Source organism: Curtobacterium sp. MCPF17_050 (assembly GCF_003224435.2).
Taxonomy (GTDB): domain Bacteria; phylum Actinomycetota; class Actinomycetes; order Actinomycetales; family Microbacteriaceae; genus Curtobacterium.
The window spans coordinates 539,741-560,053 of the sequence record NZ_CP126250.1 but is presented as its reverse complement, the minus strand read 5'-3'; the positions used below and the strand labels follow the sequence as shown (position 1 = coordinate 560,053).

The 20,313-nt window shown below is 70.2% G+C and carries 13 protein-coding genes; 7 read left to right on the top strand and 6 right to left on the bottom strand.

The features are described 5' to 3' along the window. Positions 1–229: 229 nt before the first annotated feature. The 3 genes from DEJ34_RS02700 to DEJ34_RS02690 all read left to right on the top strand — a co-directional run bounded on the left by DEJ34_RS02700 (position 230) and on the right by DEJ34_RS02690 (position 3,266). Positions 230–847, top strand: a complete 618-nt coding sequence (locus tag DEJ34_RS02700; protein WP_146236919.1) for a lipopolysaccharide biosynthesis protein — start codon at positions 230–232, stop codon at positions 845–847. A 61-nt stretch (positions 848–908) separates the two neighbouring features. Continuing rightward, positions 909–2,147, top strand: coding sequence for a glycosyltransferase family 4 protein (locus DEJ34_RS02695; protein ID WP_110911356.1), 1,239 nt, complete (start codon positions 909–911; stop codon positions 2,145–2,147). 6 nt (positions 2,148–2,153) lie between these two features. Further along, positions 2,154–3,266 (top strand): acyltransferase family protein, encoded by a 1,113-nt coding sequence (locus tag DEJ34_RS02690; RefSeq protein WP_110911355.1) that lies wholly within the window; start codon positions 2,154–2,156, stop codon positions 3,264–3,266. Positions 3,267–3,337: 71 nt separating this feature from the next. Here DEJ34_RS02690 and DEJ34_RS02685 read toward each other — a convergent pair whose 3' ends face one another. The 3 genes from DEJ34_RS02685 to DEJ34_RS02675 are packed head-to-tail and all read right to left on the bottom strand — an operon-like array spanning position 3,338 to position 7,212. Continuing rightward, positions 3,338–4,813 (bottom strand): sugar transferase, encoded by a 1,476-nt coding sequence (locus tag DEJ34_RS02685; protein ID WP_110911354.1) that lies wholly within the window; start codon positions 4,811–4,813, stop codon positions 3,338–3,340. Positions 4,814–4,817: 4 nt separating this feature from the next. Further along, a complete protein-coding gene (locus DEJ34_RS02680) occupies positions 4,818–5,750 on the bottom strand; it encodes a beta propeller repeat protein (RefSeq protein ID WP_110911353.1) in 933 nt (310 codons plus the stop codon). A gap of 16 nt (positions 5,751–5,766) precedes the next feature. Further along, a complete protein-coding gene (locus tag DEJ34_RS02675; RefSeq protein WP_110823464.1) occupies positions 5,767–7,212 on the bottom strand; it encodes a tyrosine-protein kinase domain-containing protein in 1,446 nt (481 codons plus the stop codon). 157 nt (positions 7,213–7,369) lie between these two features. Between DEJ34_RS02675 and DEJ34_RS02670 the strand changes: the two genes are divergently transcribed. From DEJ34_RS02670 to DEJ34_RS02660, 3 genes are all read left to right on the top strand, one after another. Then, positions 7,370–8,092 carry a CPBP family intramembrane glutamic endopeptidase gene (locus DEJ34_RS02670; protein WP_110911352.1) on the top strand — a complete coding sequence of 241 codons (723 nt, stop codon included), beginning with the start codon at positions 7,370–7,372 and terminating at the stop codon, positions 8,090–8,092. A 312-nt stretch (positions 8,093–8,404) separates the two neighbouring features. Further along, positions 8,405–12,292, top strand: coding sequence for a TIM-barrel domain-containing protein (locus DEJ34_RS02665; RefSeq protein WP_220032814.1), 3,888 nt, complete (start codon positions 8,405–8,407; stop codon positions 12,290–12,292). Positions 12,293–12,439: 147 nt separating this feature from the next. Next, on the top strand, positions 12,440–13,732 hold the full coding sequence (locus tag DEJ34_RS02660) for a PP2C family protein-serine/threonine phosphatase (RefSeq protein WP_110911351.1): 1,293 nt from the start codon (positions 12,440–12,442) through the stop codon (positions 13,730–13,732). 269 nt (positions 13,733–14,001) lie between these two features. On the opposite strand, the gene DEJ34_RS02655 is transcribed toward DEJ34_RS02660, so the two are convergent. Next, positions 14,002–14,682, bottom strand: a complete 681-nt coding sequence (locus DEJ34_RS02655; RefSeq protein ID WP_258365779.1) for a response regulator transcription factor — start codon at positions 14,680–14,682, stop codon at positions 14,002–14,004. A gap of 5 nt (positions 14,683–14,687) precedes the next feature. Next, entirely contained in the window at positions 14,688–16,046 is a 1,359-nt protein-coding gene (locus tag DEJ34_RS02650) for a sensor histidine kinase (RefSeq protein ID WP_110911350.1), read from the bottom strand. Positions 16,047–16,221: 175 nt separating this feature from the next. Here DEJ34_RS02650 and DEJ34_RS02645 point away from each other — a divergent pair, with 175 nt between their 5' ends. Continuing rightward, complete coding sequence (locus DEJ34_RS02645; RefSeq protein ID WP_110901153.1) at positions 16,222–16,581, top strand: hypothetical protein; 360 nt, start codon at positions 16,222–16,224, stop codon at positions 16,579–16,581. Here DEJ34_RS02645 and DEJ34_RS02640 read toward each other — a convergent pair. After that, positions 16,490–20,305 (bottom strand): SdrD B-like domain-containing protein, encoded by a 3,816-nt coding sequence (locus DEJ34_RS02640; protein WP_284180699.1) that lies wholly within the window; start codon positions 20,303–20,305, stop codon positions 16,490–16,492. The two genes, DEJ34_RS02645 and DEJ34_RS02640, sit on opposite strands and share 92 nt — an antisense overlap. Between the last annotated feature and the right edge of the window lie 8 nt (positions 20,306–20,313).

The window sequence follows — 20,313 nt, the reverse complement described above, 5'->3', positions numbered from 1 at the left end:
CCGAGGGGTCATGGCGCTCCAATTGGTGCAACCCGGTATGTATTTGGTCTTCGTCATGCTCCTGCTCTCCCTCGGCCAGCTGAACACGAGCACCGTCTTGGTCGCTAACATCGGCGGCACAAGCGCAGCCTTCATCCTTGGTTCCAGCCTGACCCGTATCCCCATGCGAGGCGCGCGTGTTCCGCTTCCGAAAACCCTACGAGGCGGCGCTAGGTTCGCAGGAAGCTCGATGGCCGAAGCAGCATCTAGCCGCCTGGATCAGGTGCTTGCACTGCCACTTATCGGCGCAGCGCAAGCAGGTCTCTACGCTGTGGCTGTGACGATTGCCACCATCCCTATGGCAGTCGGCCAGGCGCTGGGCGCAACCTACTTCCGCCGTATTGCTAGAAGTGAACCAGCTCAACTCGCTAGCGTGAGGGAAGAAGCTGTCCGTGTGTCTTTGAGCGCCGGCCTCGTCAGCTTCCCAATGACGGTAGTCGCTTCTTGGATCGGCGTCCCCTTACTATTCGGTGAAGCATTCGAGCCAGCTGTACCCGTAGCCTGGATCGTCGCCGGTGGAACGACATTCGGAATCGTGGCGTTCGTCGCGTCGATGTGTCTTGCAGCTGCAGGACGCGGGTACACCATGACCGTCGCTCAACTAACCGCTCTTGCACTGGGGACAGGTTTGCTTTTCATTGTCGGCCCTGCTTTCGGCGCCCAAGGTGCGGCAGCAGCGTCAGCCACCGCGTCTCTCGCCCTCTCCCTCTTCCTGGTCGCCGCACTCCGCATTCGACCCGTCAGAGGTCTCCCCTCGCTCCGTGATTTCCAGCTCTTGGCGCAACGACTTATGCGGTCTGACAAGTGACGCCTCTTTTGCCCGCACTCCGACCTTCAGACTTCCCGATTCTCACCCGACAAGGACGCACATGCAGAAACTCACGGGCAAGCGGATAGCCATCCTCGTTCAGAATCTTCCCGTTCCTTTTGATCGGCGAGTCTGGCAAGAAGCGAAAGCTCTCACCGATGCGGGTGCTGCGGTTTCGGTCGTCTGTCCGAGCGACGACAAGCATCCGTCCGGTAACTTCCGAATCGATGGAGTTCGCGTGCTCAGGTACAGGGCACCGAGAGAGGCGGGAGGTGTGGCCGGCTACGTCAACGAATACGGCACGTCGCTCCTCAGGATGAGATCTGCCCTCAGGGAGGCCCGGCGGGAGGGCGCGTTCGATGCGATCCACTTCTGCAATCCGCCCGACCTCCTCTTTGCCGTCGCACAGCCGTACAAGCAGCGTGACGGCAGCAGACTGGTGTTCGACCAGCACGATCTCGGTCCAGAGTTGGTCCGAGCCAAGCGGTTGCCACTCAACAGTTTCTTCGTGTCCGTCGCCAAGCTCGCCGAGAAGCTGACGTACCGCGCAGCTGACCATGTGATCGCCACGAACGAAAGTTACAAGGCCATCGCCGTTGAGCGCGGCCAGTTCCGCGAGAACGAAGTCACTGTGGTCCGCTCCGGACCCGCGCGTGAATGGGCGCAGAATGTCGACGATAGAGACTGGCACGGCTCCCACAAGTACCTCATCGGCTACGTAGGTGTGATGGGGCGCCAGGAAGGCATCGAATACCTCATCGAGGCGATGGCCGTCCTCACCCGAGAACTCGGGCTAGATGTCGGCTTGGCTCTGGTCGGGTCTGGCCCAGACCGCGCGCGGCTTGAGCGCCTAGCCGAGCAGCTCGGCCTCGCCGACAACGTGAAGTTCCTCGGCCGTCTCTCAGACGCCGACCTCAGGAGTGTCTTACGAGATTCCGATGTGTGCGTGAATCCGGATGAGGTCAACGAGATGAACAACCTATCCACAATGAACAAGATCATGGAATACATGGCACTCGGCCGACCAATTGTGCAGTTCGATGTGAAGGAAGGTCGCTACTCCGCGGCTGAAGCTTCGAGGTATGCCCAGTCCAATGATGCCAGCAGTCTCGCGTCGGAGTTGCACTTCGTTCTGCAAAACCCGGAAGAGGCCTCGCGCATGGGACAATACGGACGCAACCGATTCCGTGAGCAGCTTTCGTGGGAAGTTCAAGCGTCAAAGCTCGTCGATGCCTATCGCACGCTTCTCGACGAGGTGCCCGAGCGTGTCGATGAGCACGTTGAGCCGTCAGGGCATTAGCTCAAGATGATCCCGCAAAAAGGACTCAGGTCAACCGCTCCCCTCAACGCGGCGAACAGGTTCGCTCATATCGATGCGCTGCGCGCCTTCGCCGTGACGCTTGTGGTAGTTGCCCATGCTGGACTCGGGGATCGGGTCCCCGGCGGGAGCGGCGTGACGATATTCTTCGCGATTAGCGGATTCATCATCACTTACTTAGCTCTCAATGAGCGCGCCAGGACCGGCTCCTTCGCAATCGGGCGCTTCTACTTCCGTCGCGCTGCCAAACTGGCACCTCCGTTCTTCGTCCTCATCTGCGTGCCCACCCTTATCTGGAGTGCTTTCAACTCGTTGGACTGGAGAGCATTCGCGGCACAGATATTATTTGCGTACAACTGGTACAAAGTCGATGGTGGAGCTGCCGTTCTGCCGGGATCTGGCGTCGTTTGGAGCCTCGCAATCGAGGAACAGTTCTACGTTGTGTTCGCCATCCTGTGGCTGGTCTTGACGCGCAGCCCTGCAGCAGTTCGGCTCCTTAGCGCCGTGACCGTAGTTGTGATCGTCGCGAGCTCGTGCCTGCGCTTTGCGTTCGCTCTGGACGGGCCAGGTACTCTGTCTCATCGCATCTACTATGGAACGGACACGCGTATCGATGCGATCGCTTTTGGTTTGCTCTGCGCGATCGCTTTGAACTGGTGGGAGAGACGAGGAAAGCCGTCCGATGTATTCCGTCGAACGCTGGGCAGCAATTGGAGCCTCGTCGCGGCGATCGGACTCTTCGGTGCCAGCCTCCTGATTCGAGATCAAGTGTTCCGAGACAGTGCGAGATATTCATTGCAGGCTTTATTCGCATGCCTTGTACTGCTGTACGGCTTCTTGAACGGAACGAGCGTTGTGCCCCGCGTGTTCGCCGCAGTTGCTCGTCTGCGGTTTCTGAATGAGATTGGCCTGGCGAGTTACAGCATTTATCTTGTCCATCTGCCGATCATCTATCTGATCAGCCCTCACCTTCAAGCGCTCGACCCCTACTCGCGAGCGCTTCTTCTAGCAGCAATTGGCATCGTCGCCGGCGTAGCCTCGTATCACGTTATCGAGGTTCCCACCCTCAGGATGCGACGACGCCTAGAACGTTCTTTGTAGACGGATTGGAGAGCTGGAGGCCCTACTCGCTTTGAGTGTGGCGGCACCGTGGTCGACGGTCCGTTATTTTGTCAGTAGGCACCCTGGGTTCGGATGACTGCTCGGGCGGTTCGCCACAGCAAGATAAAGTCGCCCATCAGCGACCAGTTCTCGACGTAGTAAAGATCCAACCTGACCGAATCCTCCCAGGACAGGTCCGACCGACCGCTTACCTGCCACAGCCCTGTCATTCCCGGTTTCACTAGGAAACGTCGATGCACGTGCACGTCGTACCGCTCGACCTCCCGGGCTAACGGCGGGCGGGGACCGACTAACGACATGCTCCCAAGCAACACGTTGAACAGCTGCGGTACTTCGTCAAGGCTGTACCGCCGCATCAAGCCCCCAACTCGGGTCACGCGCGGGTCGTCCTTCATCTTGAAGAGCACGTCGTTGCCCTCAGCGCGGATTAGGGGGTTCAATTCCCGAAGCTGGGACTCAGCATCAACGACCATCGAGCGGAACTTGATCATCCGGAAGGTCGACCCGTTGAGACCGACGCGCTCCTGGCGGAAGAAGACGGGGCCGGGCGAGCTGGCCTTGACGAGAATCGCGAGAACGAGCAGTACTGGCGATAGCGTCAGGATCAGCACCGCAGACCCGAGCAAGTCGAACGCACGCTTCGTGTAGAGCTTCCTCCCTGTGTAGGTCGGCATCTCGACGTGGATCAAGGGCAAGCCCTGGACCGGACGAGCGTGGATGCGTGGACCACCGATGTCCGTCAGGCTCGGAGCGACCACCAGGTGCTGGCGCCCGGGCTCCAGGGACCAGCTGAGCTGCCGGACGCGTTCCGGCGGCAGGTCGTCCGCGCTGGTGATGACGACGGTGTCGGCGCCCGTCTCCGCCAGGGCCTCGGTCAGGTCGTCGAAGCCGCCGAAGCTCTGCACGCTCGAGCCGGGCAGGACGCCTCGAGTCCCTGCTGACACAGCTGCACCGACGACGCGGTAGCCGGCCTCCGGCGATCGGCCGAGCTCACGGGCCAGGTGCAGCACGCTGCTGGTCGACCCGACCAGCAGGACCTTGGCGGAGTAGTTCCCCCGCTTCCGCTCGGCGACGAGCCACTGGCGCCACATCCACCGCGACAGCAGCAGGACGAGGATGCCGACCGGGAAGGCGATCAAGATGTACCCGCGGGCCAGGTCCACGTGCAGCAGGTACGCGGCGATCGCCAGGACCCCGAAGACGCGCACGCTCGAATCGGCGACCAGGCGGTACTCGGTGCTGCCGACGCCGATGACGCGGTGCCCCCGGGTGTCGTACAGCGCCAGGGCGCTCATCCACACGGCGATCACGACGATCGAGATCCCGGTGTAGCTGAGGCGCAGGTCGGCGGTGTTCGTCGCCAGGTTCGAGTCGAGCCCGAGCCACGCAATCTGCACGCCGAAGACGACCCAGAAGAGCGCCAACAGGTCCGTGACCAGGACGCGGCGCGAGTAGGACCTACTCCACGCTTCGGTGGAGCCCGTCGATGCTGAGACCCGTACCGCGCCCGCGGTCATGGTCGCCATCCGGTCACCACGTCGCGCCGCCGTCCGCAGACACGGAGACGGCGTCGCCGGCCCAGAGCCAGATGTCGTCCCCGGCACGGTCGAGGCCGATCGGGCCGATCGTCGCGGCGTCAGCGGCGCAGCCGACGGCCGGGGTCGCCGTCTCCGGCGTGACGCCGATCGCGGTCAGCGAGGCGATCTCGACACCCGCGCACCCTTCGGCGCCGACACGGGCGAGCAGGTACTCGTCGTCGTTGTCCGCCACCGCGCGGATCCCGTCGACCGGGACTTCCACCCACTCGCCGGTGCCCGAACGCCACTCGACCTTCCCCTCACAGATGACGACCGAGGTCTGCTGTCCCTGGTACGCCTTCTTCGGGCGGCCGCAGGGCGACTCGACGACACCGGTGGCGAGGACGATGCCGGCCGTCGAGATGCCGGCACCGGCTGCGCCGGGGCTGCCGGCCGTCCAGGTCACGCCGTCGTCGGCACTGGTGCGGACGGTGGTGGCGCAGTCCGCACCGACGCCGGCCAGGATCGTCAAGTCCGTACTGGAGGCCCGGATCGCCATGAGCGTCGACACGTCCGGTCCGAGCGCGACCGGCACCCACGTCGCGCCGCCGTCGACGGTGTGCTCGAGGGTGGGCGCGGGTCCGCCGCACGTCGTGCCGGTGGCGCGCCACGCCTCCTGGCCGTCCACCGCGGTGAGGAAGCGACGCGTCACGCCCGCGGCGTCCGCAGAGACGGACGGGGTCGGACTGGCGCTCGAGTCCGGCGAGCTGGAGAAGGTCGGGATCGGGCCTGCCGGGTCACCGGCGTTCGGAGCGGTGCGACCGAGCGCGAGGGTCACGAGTGCGATGTCGACGACGACCAGCACGACCACCACGACGGCGACCCAGAGCAGGGTGGTCCGTGTGGTGGTCGAACCGAGGTTTCGGGTCCCCCGGCGAGTGTCCATGTCCCCCGACCCCGTCTCAGCGCTCAGCGCGGCTCAGTGCGCCGAGCTTCTTCCCGCCGCGCTTGGGCGGCTTGACCTTCGGCGTGTTCTCATCCGCTTCCAGGCCGTAGCCGTACCCGTAGCCGTACCGGCCGTAGCCGTAGGCGCCCGGACCGCGGACCGGCATCATCGTGATGACGAACCCGGCGATCGGTGCACCGACGTTCTCGAGTGCCGAGACGGCCGCGGCGAACTGGCCCTTGTGCGTCTTGCCCGAGGCGACGGCGACGATCGCGCCGGAGGCCTTCTTCGACAGGATCGCGGCGTCCGTGACGGGCAGGAGCGGCGGAGCGTCGAACAGGACGTAGTCGAACTCCTTCTCCAGGCGTTCGATGAGTTCCTGCATGGCCCGGGACCCGAGGAGCTCCGACGGGTTCGGCGGGATCTGACCGGCCGGCAGGACGACGAGCTTGCCGCGGCCCCACGGCTGTGCGACGTCCTCGAGCTCGGCGCGGCCGATGAGCACGTCGGTGAGGCCGGCGTTCGTGTCGACGTCCATGTACTCGGCGACGCGCGGACGGCGGAGGTCGGCGTCGATGAGGATGACGCGGAACCCGGCGCTGTCGAGCGCGATCGCCAGGTTCGCGACCGTGGTGCTCTTGCCCTCGGACTGCACGGAGGACGTCATCACGAAGGTGCGCGAGCCGGTGCCCAGGTCCAGGAACTGCAGGTTCGTGCGGAGCGTGCGGAAGGACTCGGCACGGGGGCTGCGCGGGTCGACCTGCACGATGAGCGGACGCTCCGACGCCTTGCTGTCGAAGGCGATGCCGCCGACGACCGGCTTGTCGCTGATCTTCTCGACGTCCTGTTCCGTGCGGACGCGGTTGTCGAGCGTCTCGCGCAGGACGGCGATGCCGACGCCGAGCGCGAGTCCGACGAGGAGGCCCAGGGCCACGTTGACCGGGACGTTCGGGCTGACCGGGGCGCTCGGCACGTCGGCCTGCTTGACGCGAGTGAGCTTGACGCTGCTCGTCCCCTCGGCGTCGGTGGCCTCGATGTCCTCGACGACGTTGGTGAGGCTCTGCGAGGTCGCGTTCGCGATGTCCGCGGCCCGGACCGGGTCGGTGTCGTTGACGCTGATGGAGATGAGCGTCGTGCTCGTCGGTGCGCTCGCGGACACCATCGTCGCGAGCTGCTCGGCGTTCATGTCGAGCTGGAGCTTCGAGATGACCGGCAGGAGCACGATCGGCGTCGACACCAGGTTCGAGTACGTCAGGACACGCTGCTGCGTGAAGGTGTTGCCCTGGGCCAGGTCACTCGCGCTGCCCGACGTCTCCGTCGACACGAACACCTGCGCGGAGGCGGAGTACACGGGCTTCTTCAACAGCGAGAAGCCCGCTGCCGCGGCCACTCCGACCAGTGCCAACACCAGGATGAGGACCCATCCCTTGCGCAACACCGTGATGTAGTCGCGTAGTTCCACGCGGCCCGCCTTCCCCGACGATCCTGCCGCGCTCCTGCGGTCCCAACACAGGCACACCGGGGACGTCCCGGCCTACGGCATTCAAATAGTGCCACATGATCGAGCAACGCTCGGCTGTGTCGGGCGATCCGGTCGCAGCGTCCTCTACGGTGACCCCATGAGCATCGAGTCCGACGTCAAGCACGCCGAGCCCGACACGAGCCGCCAGCGCGACCTGGTCATCCTGCTCGTCGCCCTCGGGGTGGCGGTCATCCTGGCCCGCGTCGTCGGTGGCGTGAGCCGCAGCGGGAGCATCCCGTCGCCGGTCCTGCAGGTGATCGCGGCCGATCTCGCCGTCTGGCTGCCCCTGGTGGCTGGGATCGTCTGGGTGCTGCGACGGTCACCGAGCCCGGGTCGCGGCCGGATCCTGCGCCTCGAGATCGGGGACGCGATCTTCGCGATCGGCATCGTCATCCTGGTCCGGGTGTTCGACGCGTTCCTCGGCCTCGCGTTCGGCGGCAGGACCGGCCTGGAACCGGTCCCCACCCTCGGGACGCCGGACATCACGCTGCTCGTGGTGTCGGCGATCGGCCTCGTGCTGGTCAGCCCCTTCCTCGAGGAGGTCTTCTTCCGCGGACTGTTCCAGCGCCGGATGGCCGAGGAGCTGACACTGCGCACACGCTTCATGGCCGTGCTGCTGACCGCGTTCCTGTTCGCGGTGCTGCACGTCCTGCTCGGCGCCGGGACGACCCAGCTCGACGGCTTCCGGGTGTTCCTGACGACCTTCGCGCTCGGATCCCTCACCGGCACGCTCGTCGCGATGACGAACCGGCTCGGCGGCGCGGTCCTGGCGCACGTCCTCTTCAACGCGGTGGCGGTCGTCGCGACCTGGCCGCGCTGACTCCTGCCACCGGACCTGGCGCGGCCGACCCTCCTGGTAGCCGCGCCGGCCTCGCCGCTCGGCGCCCGCTGGCTGTCGCGACTGCCAGGGCGACCGCGTCCTGATCCGGCGATCCGGGCCTCCCGTCCGGTCCGCTGAGCGCGACCGCGAACCCTCCGATCTCCTGTCGGACTTCCCTGAACCGGCTGTGAGCCCTACTCTTTCCCACGTTGTAACGCGGGCGGACGGGGGTGCTCGCGCGACGACCTCAGCAGATCGCTGTCGGCCCCGCCGACGAACGACCGGACGACGCCGTCCACGAGGAGCACACCTTTGCGTCCCACTCTCACCTCGACCCGGAGGCGCCGACGCGTCCTCGGGTCGTCCCTCGCCGGAGCCCTGGTCGGCGCACTCGCGCTCGGCGGACTCGGCATCTCCGCCCTGCCGGCAGCCGCCGCGCCGGACGCCCGCACCGTGGTGTCGGGAGACGCCCGCTTCCAGGTCCTCTCCCCCACCCTGATCCGCACCGAGTACGCCGGTGACGCGCAGTTCATCGACCAGGGCACCTTCAACGTCATCGGTCGCGACGACTTCGCCGCGACGCCGTTCACGCAGACGCGTGCGGACGGGTGGCTGACGCTGAGCACCGGGAAGATGACCGTCAAGTACCGCGAGGGGTCCGGGGACTTCACCCAGGACAACCTCCAGGTCGACCTGACGACGTCCACGGGTCAGGCCGTCACCGGCTCCCCGTGGGTGACCGCCGAGACCCCGGTCTGCACGATCGGGACGCTCTGCGAGGGCGAGGCGCTGCAGCTGCAGGGCCTGGCCTCCGCCAAGGACCACGCGGGCTACACCGGGTCGGGCTTCGCCGCCGGGTTCGAGAACGTCGGCAACTCGATGACGTTCGCCACGACGGTGCAGCAGGCCGGCTCCTACGACCTGGCCATGCGCTACGCGAACAACCGCGGTGGCGACGGCCAGCTCGAGACCCGCATCCTGAGCATCGTCGTCGACGGTGGGGCGCCGGTCACGCTGCGCCTGCCGGCCGGCGAGAGCTGGGACGAGTGGAAGCAGACCACGGCGGCCCTCGACCTGACCGCCGGCAAGCACACCATCCGGATCGAGCGCAGCGCGTCCGACTCCGGCCGCGTGAACGTCGACAGCCTGGCGGTCGTGCCCTCCGGCGCGGGCTACCCGACGCCGACCCCCGCGACCGCCGGTCAGGACTGCGCCTTCGGTGCGGTCTGTGAAGCCGAAGACGCCGGCAAGGCGGGCAACGCACAGACCGCCGCCGACCACAACGGGTTCTCCGGCGACGGCTTCGCGTCCGGACTCTGGGGCGGCGCGGACTCGGCGCTGACCACGCACGTGACGGGTGTCCCGACGGCGGGCGACTACGCCCTGCAGGTCCGGTACGCGAACGGCACGGCGAACTCCCCGGAGCTCACCGTCGCACCGGCCGGCCAGGAGGCCACCACCGGTGCCCTCGCACCCACGAGCGGTTGGGACTACTGGAACACCGTCACGATCCCGGTGCACCTGGCCGCGGGCGCGAACGACGTCACGCTCGGCTGCCCGACCGTGGACAACAACTGCAACGTGAACATCGACACCATCGCGGTCGTCGACCAGTCCTCGCCGCTGCTCGCCGCGCACGCCCCGCTCGGCGGGTACCGACGCGACCTCGACACGGCGAACGGCTCCGTGAAGACCAACCCCGGCCTGCTCTACCAGGACGGCTGGTCGCTCCTCGACGACACCGCCTCGGCGCTGTACGACACCGCCACCGAGCAGACCACGCCCCGCGGTGACCACGGCGGCGAGGGCTACCAGGACGGCTACGTGTTCGGGTACGGCACCGAGTACACGACGGCGTTGAAGGACCTCGCGACCCTGACCGGGCCGTCGAAGCTCCTGCCGCGCTGGGCATACGGCGTCTGGTACTCCGAGTACTACGACCGCTCGCAGGAGGACTACCTCGCCATCGCGAAGCGCTTCAAGGACGAAGGTGTGCCCGTCGACGTCATGGCGATCGACACGGACTACAAGACCGGCAGCACCACGAACCAGGGCGACAGCAAGTGGAACGGCTGGTCGGTCGACCCGTCCCGCATCCCGGACATGACCGCGCTGCTCGCCGACTGGCACGAGCAGGGCATCCACAACACGCTCAACATCCACCCGTCGATCTCGGGCAACGACCCGGAGTTCGCCAAGGCGCAGGCCACCGCGAAGGGCAAGCTCACCAAGGGCGACGGCGACCGCTACCTGTTCGACTGGTCCGACCCCGACCAGCTCAAGGCCTACTTCGAGCTCCACGACACCCTGCAGCCCGAGGGCGTCGACATGTGGTGGCTCGACTGGTGCTGCAGCGAGAACTCGAAGTACTCGGCGAACGGCGTCACGCCGGACGCGTTCATCAACCAGCAGTACGCGGAGTACACCGACGAGCAGCTCAAGGGCCGCGGTCTCGCGTTCTCCCGCGCGTACGGGTCGCTGACCGCGGGCGGCTACGGCAACCCGCAGGCCGTCCCGACCGGACCGTGGGCGGACAAGCGCACGACGCTCCACTTCACCGGGGACACCACGTCCACGTGGCAGGAGCTCGCCGCGCAGGTCGGCTACACGCCCGGTGAGTCGGCAGCGACCGGCCTGTCGGCGATCAGCCACGACATCGGCGGACACAACGGTGGCCAGTACGGCATCGAGGGTGCCGAGCCCGGCACGACGCAGCTCCCGCCGGACCTCTACGCCCGCTGGGTGCAGTTCGGTGCCTTCCAGCCGATCGACCGCCTGCACAGCAACCACAGCGACCGGCTGCCGTGGCAGTACCCGGCCGAGGCGAACGCGTCGGCGAAGCAGTTCCTCAACCTCCGCGAGGACCTGCTCCCCCTGACGTACACCCTCGCCGCCGACGCCTCGCGCACCGGCACCCCGATGCTGCAGCCGCTCTACCTGCAGTACCCGGAGGCGCAGGAGTCCTACGCGCAGGCCGGCAAGGAGTACCTGTACGGCAAGGACGTCCTCGTCGCACCCGTCACCTCGGGTGGCTCGACCGCGACCACCTCGGTGTGGTTCCCGGCCGGCGACACCTGGACCGACTGGTTCACCGGCAAGACCTACGAGGGCGGCACCACCGCCGACGTCACGACGGACCTGACCACCATGCCGGTGTTCGTCCGCAGCGGCGGCATCGTGCCCACCCGCTCGCACCACGTCGCGAACGACGCCGCACCGCTCGACGCGGTCACGGTGACGGTCGCGACCGGCGCGGACGGCTCGTTCGCCCTGCACGAGGACTCCGGCGAGGGCCAGCCCACCGCCGCAGCCGACACCTCGGCCCGTGCGGCCGGGAACTCGGCCTCGACCGCCATGCGGTTCACGCAGCAGGCGACCGGCGGCACGCTCGACATCTCCCCCGTCGACGGCTCGTTCGACGGTCAGGTGCAGGACCGCTCGTGGACGGCGACGTTCACGAACGCCGAGCGTCCGCAGTCGGTCACGATCGACGGAGCCCCCGTCGCCGCGTCCGAGTGGACGTACGACGCCGACAGCCGCACCCTCACGGTGCCGATCGCCGAGCGCTCGGTGACGGACCGGACCGTCGTGCGGTACTCGACGCTCGCGGCCGCTGTGCCGAGCCTCCAGGTCGAGGACCAGCGCGTCACCGCCGGTGACACGCAGACCGTCACCGGCACCGGGTTCCCGGCGGACGCGACGGTCACGCTGGCGACGACGCCCGAGCTGGGCGACGACGTCACCGTCCGCACGGCCGCCGACGGGTCCTTCACGGCCGAGCTGGCCGTGCCGGCGACGGCCGCGGCCGGCCGCGTCGCGGTGACCGCCTCGGTGGGCGGGGTGGTCCTCGCCCGGGCCGCCTTCACCGTGGTGGCCGCTGCCCCGACGGCGTCGCCGTCGCCGACGCCCGCTCCGGGTGACGGTCCTGGTGCCGGCGGCCCGGGGACCGGTGGCCCCGGTGCTGGTGCCCCCGGTGCCGGTGGTTCCGGTGCTGACGGCTCCGGTGCTGGTGGTTCCGGTGCTGGTGGTTCCGGTGCGCAGCCCGTCGGCGACCAGCCGGGAGGCTCCGGTGCGGACCGCGACGGTGCCCTCGCCTGGACCGGTGCGAACGTCGTGCCGATCGGCATCCTCGCCGTGGTGCTCCTCGCCGCGGGCGGGCTGCTCCTCACGCAGCGGATGCGACGCCGCCGCGCGGAGTGAGCCGGACGGGCTGAGCGCGCGACGCTGAGCCCGAGGTCGGACGACGGCGGGGTACCCGGGAACGGGTGCCCCGCCGTCGTCGTCCTGGCCCCTCTTCGGGACGCCACACCGGCGCGGCCCAGCCCGAACCAGTAGCCTGCCCTGAGCATGTCTCGCCCCACCAGCGTCATCGACAACCCCCTCGTCCGGCAGGCTCCGATCAGCGGCCTGCTGGCCCTCGGCGCGCTGTGCACCGTGGCGCTGCCGTCGCTCTCGGTCACCCACGTGGAGCTCTTCCTCGCGAGCCTGCTCGCGACCGCGATCGCGACACTGCTCGCCGCGGTCGCCGTGTACCTGCCGAAGGTGGCGCCGCTCGTCCCGATCCTGCTCGCCGTCGACTTCGTGTCCATCGCCCTGTTCCGGACCGGAACGGGTGCCGGGGCGTCGGTCTTCACGTCCCTCGTGGTCCTGCCCGTGGTGTGGTGGGCGTCCCTCGAGGGTCGGCGCACCATCGTGTACTCGGTCCTGGGCGTGACGTTCGTCATCCTCGCCCCGTTCGTGCTCCTGCCCGGCGACGTGCCGCGTCCCAGCGAACTGGTCCGGCTCGCGATCACCGTCATCGTGTTCGGCACCGTCGCCGTCATCGTGCACGAGCTGTCCTCCCGCGCCCGCCGGTCCGTCCTCACCGCCCAGGCCCGCGAGGGCAGGGTCCGCGCCGAGATCAGCCGCGCCGCCGCCGTCCAGCGGTCCCTCCTGCCGACCTCGAGCGACCACATGGGCCAGGCGGTCACCGTCGCCGGGGCCTGCCTGCCCGCGAAGAGCGTCGGCGGCGACTTCTACGACTGGTACCGCACCCGGGACGGCATCGCCGTCAGCTTGGGTGACGTCATGGGCAAGGGCGTCGGGGCCGGTTTGATCGCCGCCGCCGTCCGCGCCACCATCCGCAGCGCCCGCACGGTCGACGACACCTCCGAGGCACTCCGTCGCGCCTCCGACGGGCTCGCCGCCGAGGGTTCCGGCACCGACGTCACCTTCACCACGCTGTTCCACGCCCGCATCGACGACGACGGCAGCCTGCAGTGGGCGGACGCCGGACACGGCCTGAGCTTCATCCTGCGCGTCGACGGAGGCGTGGAGCGCCTGCGGTCGGTCGACCTGCCGCTCGGGATGGGCCTCCGCGACGAGTGGGCGACCACCACCGGCATCCTCGAGCCGGGCGACCTGCTCATCTCCTTCAGCGACGGCGTCCTCGACCTGTTCGGCGGACGTGACGACGCCGTCGACTCGGTCGCCGAGCTCGCCGGTCAGGACCGTGAGCCCGCGGCGATCGTCGCGGCCCTGACCGAGCGCGCGGGCCGGGTGCCGCACGACGACGACGTGACCGTCATCGCGATCCGCCGCGAGGCCGTCGTGTCCTCGCCGACCGAGGTGGCGGCGGCGCCGCTGACGCGCTCCGCCTGAGCGCGGCGGGGCGCTCGCTCCGCGCTGCGCGACACCGATCGCGGTCGTGGGCCCGAGCACTGTCGCCCAGCGCGAGCCGTGCCGGACGGGAGGCCCGGCGCGGCCCCGCCACGTGCCTCCCGGCCGGACCGCCACGTGCCCGACCGCGGCGGCCGACCGCTCGCGCTCAGCGACACCGCTCGTAGCCGCGTCCGCGAGCACTGTCGCTCAGCGCGAACCGTCCCGGGCGGGCGGCGAACCGTCCCGGGCGGGCGGCTTGGCGCGCGCGACTACGCGGACCAGTCGGGCCGGACGAAGCCGCTCTCGTAGGCGAACACGACTGCCTGCACGCGGCTGGTCGCACCGACCTTGGCGAGGACGCTGCTGATGTGGGTCTTCACGGTGGCCTCGCTGATCCAGAGGTCCTTCGCGATCTGCGCGTTGCTCGCACCGCGGACCAGGGCGCCGAGGACCTCCCGCTCCCGGGCGCTCAGCGCGGCGAGGGCCGAGGCATGTTCGGCCGGCGGGGTCGGTGCTGCCGGGCCTCCTGCGACGGGCGCGGCGACCAGGCGGTTCTCGAGCAGCGCGCGGGTCATCGAGGGTGCGATGAGGGTGTCCCCGGTGTGGGCGGCCCGGACCCCGGCGGCGATGAGGTCGGGGCCGGCGTCCTTGAGCAGGAACCCGAGTGCCCCGGCACGGACGGCGTCGAGCAGGTACTCCTCGTCGTCGAACGTGGTGAGGATGACGACCGCGCCTGCGGTGCCCTCGGACACGATCGTGCGGGTGGCCGCGATGCCGTCGAGCACCGGCATCCGGACGTCCATGAGCACGACGTCGGGGCGGAGCTCGGCGCAGACGGTGACCGCCTCGGCGCCGTTCGGTGCCTGGCCGACCACGGTCAGGTCCGCCTCGGCGTCGACCATCATGCCGAGTCCGGTCCGCACGACCGCCTGGTCGTCGACGATCACCACGCGGATCACGGTGCCACCACCCGGCGGTCGACGGGAACGGCAGCGGCACGGGGCCCGTCCCCGGCCCCGGCGGTCGCTGCCTGCGTCCGGACCGGCGCCGGTGCCAGCGACGGCCCGGTCGTGTGCGCGCCCCCGGTCGGAGCTGCGGCCGATCCGGGGACCTCACGCGGGGCCTCCAGGACGACCCGCCAGCCGCCGCCGCCGACCGGACCGGCGTCGAGCACCCCGCCGATCGACGCGGCGCGTTCGCGCATGCCGCGGATCCCCGCCCCGCCGGCGGCGAGCGCCGGCACCCGTGGGCCGCCCTCGGTCCCGCCGTCGTCGAGGACCTCGAGGTGGATGCGGTCCTCCGAGACGGCGAGCGTCACCCGCACGGAGGAGCCGTCGGAGTGCACGAGCGTGTTCGTCAGTGCCTCCTGGCAGACCCGGAGCACGGCGAAGTCCTGCATGACGCCGAGCCGCGCCCCCACGCGGAGGTCGACCTCGACCTCGACGCCGGTCGCCCGGACCCGTTCGACGGCGTCCTCGACCGCGGCCCGCAGCGACACCGGAGCGTCGGTCGTGCCCCCGTCCCCACCGGCACGGAGGACCCGCACCACCTTCCGCATCTCGGACAGCGCCTGCTGCCCGGTGCCCGCGACCCACGAAGCGTACTCGGCGAACTCGGTCTGGTCGGCGACCCCGACACGCACGAGGGCCTGCGACCGGACGACGATGGCGGCCATGTGGTGCGCGACGACGTCGTGCACCTCGCGGGCGACGGCGGTCCGTTCCTCCGAGGCGATGCGGGCCTGGTCGGCCTCCCGCAGGCGCACGAGCTCCTCGTTGCGGCGCTGCAGGACGAGTTCGGAGCGCCGTCGTCGTGCGGTCGCGCGGCCGAGGAACGCGCAGGCGACGAGCAGGATCCCCATCAGGACGATCGTCGACCAGTCGGCGTTGCTCGACCAGACCTGCCAGCCGCGGAGCGCGGTGAGCCAGTCGTGCACGGGGACGGAGACGAGCGGCAGGAACATCGCGAGCACGGTCGGGACGGCTGCGACGGACAGCACCGCGAGCACCCGGCGGCCGGCAGCGCAGGCCAGGTAGACCGCGATGACGAGCGGGATGAGCCGGACCTGCAGCACGTCGAAGGTCCACGAGGGCCATGCGACGACGACCCCGACCACCACGAGCAGCGGGTACGGCAGTCGCTGCCCCACCACGAAGCACACCGCGACGAGCAACGCGGTCAGGCGGTAGTCGTCGAGCCGGGTCGGGTACCACCCGGCTCGGTGCAGCCCCTCCATCGCGATCAGGGCGGCTCCGAGGAACACCACCCCCGCGAGCGCGGACCGCACCCACGGCGGGATCGGCAGAGGACGCATGGCGAGAGGCTAGCCGCCGGAGTCCACGTCGCGCCTCCTCCGAAGGTCGGAGTCGCCGGTCGCGACGATCAGTCGGACGGACGGGAGGCCCAGCCGGTCCGCCGATGCGGCCGACGCCCGCCTCGTCCCAGGCTGGACGTGCCGCACACCGCGGCCCACCGGACGGGAGCACGTGATGCAGAAGAAGACCGCAGCCACACTGACGACCCTGGCTCTCGTCGTCGCGATCGCAGCCACCGGCGCTGCCGCCGCGACCGTCACGGGACCGGAGGCATCGGGTGCGACCGACGGGACCACGAGGACGGGCGGCATCTCGACGGTCGTGCAGACCACGGCCCCCACGACCGACGACGACGGGTGGCAGGGGCAGCTGCCGGACGCCGACCGGTTCCGTGCGCTCTCCGACGCCGAGCAGCGTGCCGTGTTCACCCGCGTGGACCGTCTCATCGGGGACCTCCGCGGGACGGACGACGGCGCGGGACTGGTCGCGCAGCTCGACGGGTACCGCGCCGAGATCGAGCGCGCTCGCGGGTGACCGGAGCCGGACGGGAGGCGCGGGGCGGGTCGGCCCCGCACCTCCCGTCCCCGCACCGGCGGCAGGCGCGGCCCCGGCGCACGCCGGTGACCGGAGCCGGACGGGAGGCGCGGGGCGGGTCGGCCCCGCACCTCCCGTCCCCGCACCGGCGGCAGGCGCGGCCCCGGCGTCCGAGGACGATCGCGCTGCCCAGGGCGAGCAGCAGCAGCGCGGCGCCGAGTGCGATCGGGAGGCCCGCCACACCCGTGAAGGCGAGGTCGCCCCGACGCGCAGTGCCCGCGGTCGGTGCGCGGTCCGGGACCGATGCCGACGATTGCTCCGCCGGTCGGCCGCTCCCACCAGCCGAGCTGCCCGGCGTGCCGGTGCCGGTGCCGGTACCGGTGCCGCCCGGTGTGCCCGGCCCACCGTCACCGGGGCCGCCGTCGCCGGGGCCGCCGTCGCCCGGCCCGCCGTCGCCGGGGCCACCCGGGTCCTCCGCCGGCAGCACACCCGCGTCGACGGAGGTGGTGCGGTCCACCCCGTCGAGAGCACCCTCCGGGGTGGTCACCCGGCGGAGCGTGATGGTCTCGGTGGAGCCGTCCTCACCTGCGTCCGAGTCGACGGCGTCGTCGTCGCCGACGTGCTGCCGCGTGAAGCTGCGGTCGTCCGGGGCGTCGAAGGTGACGACGTAGGCGCCGGGTCTGAGGCCGTCGAACCGGTACCCGCCGTCCGCGTCGCTCGTCGTCCGCCGCTGCACGGCCTCCCCGGAGTCGTCCGTCCCCGTGAGTCGCACGTCGACGGCCTCGGCGCCGGGCTCGTCCGCGCCCTGGAGGCCGTCACCGTCCCGGTCGGACCAGACGCGGTCGCCGATCGCCCCGGCGACCACCCGGATCGTGTCGCGGTTGGACTGCACGGGGAGGCGGATGCCCGCCACGCTCAGGCCGAACCGGTTCGCGTACGTGTCGCCGTCCTGCTCACCCTCGGTCGCGAGCGCCAACCGGTGCGTGACCGAGGCGCCGACGGCGACCTGGGCCGTGCGGGTGATCCGGATCGCCGTCACGTCCCGGAGCGACGCGGGACACCCGTCTGCGCCGAACTCCTGTTCCGAGCACCACGTGGTGGAGCCACCGGGCTGGTTCGACGGGTCCGTGCCCACGAGCGAGACGTCGCCGGGTGCTGCCGCCGTGTAGCGCACCTGCTCCCCGGCCCCGGTGTCGATCGCCACGGGCTCGGCGAGCGCTGTCCGGCCGTGGAAGGACCCGTCGTGTGCAGCGGTCCGATCCGGCAGGACGTCGAAGAGGTCGGAGCCGTGGAACGGGTCGGGGTCGGTGTTCGTGTAGACGAGGTCCCACTCCAACCGGTCGCCGGCGACCACGACCGGTTCGACGGCGTGTTCCTCCACACCGACCCCGCCCGTGGTGGTGACCTGCACCGCTCGCTGCGCTCGGCGGTACTCGGCGGGCGACGCATCGGTGGGGGACGCGACCTCGGCCACGTTGTCGATCGGACCGGCGGGCGCCGCGGTCGAGATCGTGGCCCGGTAGGTGATCGGCGGGATGGACGAGTTCGGTCGGACGTCGTGCATCGTCCAGGTGAGCCGCTGGTGCCGCCGCCCCTGCGCGTCCTGCACGGTGTCGACCGCCGGGGTGGTCGACGCACTGCCGGGGACGTAGGTGGTGTCCACCGGCAGGGTGTCGCGGACGGTGACCGTCGCCGGACGCCCCTTCGTGTTCCCGTTGGTCAGCGTCGGGTAGAGGGCGTACTCGAGCGTGTCCCCGGCGACCGCGGAGGTGGTCCGGTCCGGGGTGTCGGCAGCGTCGTGTCCGGGGTCGACGGTCTTCTTCGCGATCCGGGCGAGGTTCTCGGTGATGACGACGCTGTCCGTCAGGCCGCCGACGCCGAGCGACGGATCGGCGCTGTCGTGGATCCACCCGGGGTGCTGCGTGCCCGAGGAGAGGTGCCCGAAGTCGAGGGCTCGGGTCCCGTCCGGGGCGTCGAGGACGGTGACCCACGAGTACAGCGCCGCGTGGCGCCCACCGGCCAGGTCACCGACGGCGCGGACGGCACCGACCGCGGCGATGCCGCCCGGCACGTCCTCCGGAGCGTCGTACCACGGTCCGTCCTCGTCGTCGCACGTGCGTCGCTGCCCCGCTGCGGCCGACGTCATGTCGTACGCGGCGTACTGCACGTGCGCGTCCGACAACCCGGTCGCCTCCGCGGCCCGTGACGGGCTCCCCACCCGGGTGAGGCGTTGGGTGGCACGGTCGAACGTGTCGCAGAGGACCGCGTCCTGGTACGCCGAGAGCCCGCCGTTGCTCATGGTGACCTCGCTCCGGAGCCGGACCCCCGCGGTCGCCCAGGGATCGCCCTGGCGCGCGGACCCAGGGCGGACCTCGTGGGCGTCGCCGACCACCCGGTACAGCCGCTTCCCGCCGCTGCCCGGGTCGAACTCCACGAGGTTGCGCTCGGACACGTTGTCCGCCGTCGGCTCGGTCCCGCCCGGGAAGTTCGGGGCGCCGCTGGCCGACGTGGTCTGCAGCGGGGTGAAGGTGTTGCGGGACAGCACGTTCGTCCCGCCCGTCGGCTCGGGCAACCAGAAGCTGATGTACCCGGCGACGACGAGGCCGACCTTGCCACCGGCGATCGGGCCGCCGTACTGGTTCTCCGTCGGCATCCGTGTGGGGTCGGTCACCGTCCCCGTGATCGTGACGTCGACGTCCTCCCCCGGGCCGCTCTGCGTGCAGCTGATCGTGCCCGAGTCCGCGACGGCCCGGGCACCACCGCCCTTCCCGGCCGGGAGTCCGCCGAACCCGAGCAGGGCGCGCGAGTTGGGGCCGCACACGGGCTCGTCCCCGTTCCACAGCCGAGCGCCGGACGGCAGGTCGCCGAGGATCTGGGAGACGTCGTCGGTGAAGGTCATCGGACCACCGGCCGCCTCGAAGCCGAGCAGACCCTGGCCCGGGACGACCGGCTGCCAGTCGACCGCGATCGGGTAGACGAGCTGGATCCCCCGCTGTCCGTCGGGACCGGTGACGTCCGTCCGGAGCGAGGACGCCTGGATGTCCTTCGCCAGGTTGTACCGCGCTGCGGCGGACACGGTCGTGGTGGGCGAGGTCGCAGTGACGGTCCCGTTGTCGGCGTCGTCCGCGGTGCCGGTCGCACGGACCGTGATCTCGTCACCGTGCCGGAGCTCCGCGGAGACGTCGAGCACCGCCGGCACCGCGACCGCCCGGCCTTCGGGGACCGTGTCGAGGTCACAGACCAGCTCCTGGCCGTGGATCCGTGATCCGCTCCCGGTGCACCGCGAGGGCACGGCGGCCCAACTGGTACCGGCCGGCGCGGTGAGGGTGAAGCGCTCGTGCGAACTGGCTCCGCCGGTGGAGTTCATCGTGACGCGGTACGTGATCGCGTCGAGGGTGCGGACGATGCCGTTCGCGGCGCCGCTGTCGCCGCCCGGCTGGTCATCGGGCGTGAACGGACCGTTGCCGTCCTTCGCGACCTCGATCGCGAGCCCGACCTCGGCGTCGGTCGACGTGGCCGGACCGGTCGACGTGGCCGGTGCCGGCGCAGTGGACGCGGCCGGGGACGGACCGGTCGACGGAACCGGGGCCGGCGCGTTGGACGCGGCCGGCGCTGGCGCGGACGGTCGCCCCGCGACCGCCCAGGTCGGTGTCGCCACGGTCAGCACGAGGCTCGCGGCGGTCACCACCATGACCGCGATGCGGGAGGGGATGCGTGGTCGCAAGGGGACTC